Annotated in this window: 1 protein-coding gene; it reads left to right on the top strand. The window is 44.7% G+C overall.

All coding sequences use genetic code 11. From position 1 onward, the window contains the following. Positions 1-34 precede the first annotated feature (34 nt). On the top strand, positions 35-786 hold a 752-nt coding region (locus I6F65_RS21460; RefSeq protein WP_331461433.1), incomplete at its 3' end, for an IS30 family transposase.

The raw sequence follows: 786 nt of genomic DNA on the forward strand, positions 1-786 counted from the left end.
TATTGCTGAGCTAACTAATTTATCGCAATCTACGATTTCAAGAGAGCTTTCTAGAAATACAGGTAAGCGAGGTTACAGACACAGACAAGCTCATGAGCGGGCTTTGTTTCGCCGAAGAAGTGTAAGAAAACCGCTTAAGATGACACCTGAAATGATGGCTTTAATTACCCAGAAGCTTAATGAGAAGTGGAGTCCTGAACAAATAACGGGATGGTTGCGCAAAGAAAGTGAACGGTCTGTCAGCCATGAATGCATTTATCTGTATATCTGGGAAGATAAAAAAGCAGGTGGTGAGTTATACCTACATCTGCGCCGACACGGTAAGAAATATCACAAGCGCAGTCATGGTAAAACAAACCGAGGGCAAATAAAAAATCGCGTTAGCATTGAAGAACGTCCACAAATAGTTGATGAGAAAGGTCGTATCGGAGATTGGGAAATAGATACCGTCATAGGTAAAGGTCATCGAGGCGCCCTTGTTACCATTGTAGAGCGGGTCACCCTATTCACTGTATCAACTCAGGTGGCAGGCAAAACAGCGGAGGCCGTCACTGCGGCGACGATAGAACTATTAAGGCCATATAGGTCAGCGCTTCATAGCATCACGGCTGACAATGGAAAAGAGTTCGCTTATCACGAGCAAATCACAGAGGCTTTAAGTGTTCCTGTTTATTTTGCTCACCCTTATCACTCATGGGAGCGCGGATTGAATGAAAACACGAATGGATTACTACGCCAGTATTGGCCGAAGAGCACAGATTTTAAGGCGGTAACACCAGCGCAAGT

The sequence above is a fragment of the Pseudoalteromonas sp. SWXJZ94C genome (genome assembly GCF_015864385.1).
Classification (GTDB): Bacteria; Pseudomonadota; Gammaproteobacteria; order Enterobacterales; family Alteromonadaceae; genus Pseudoalteromonas.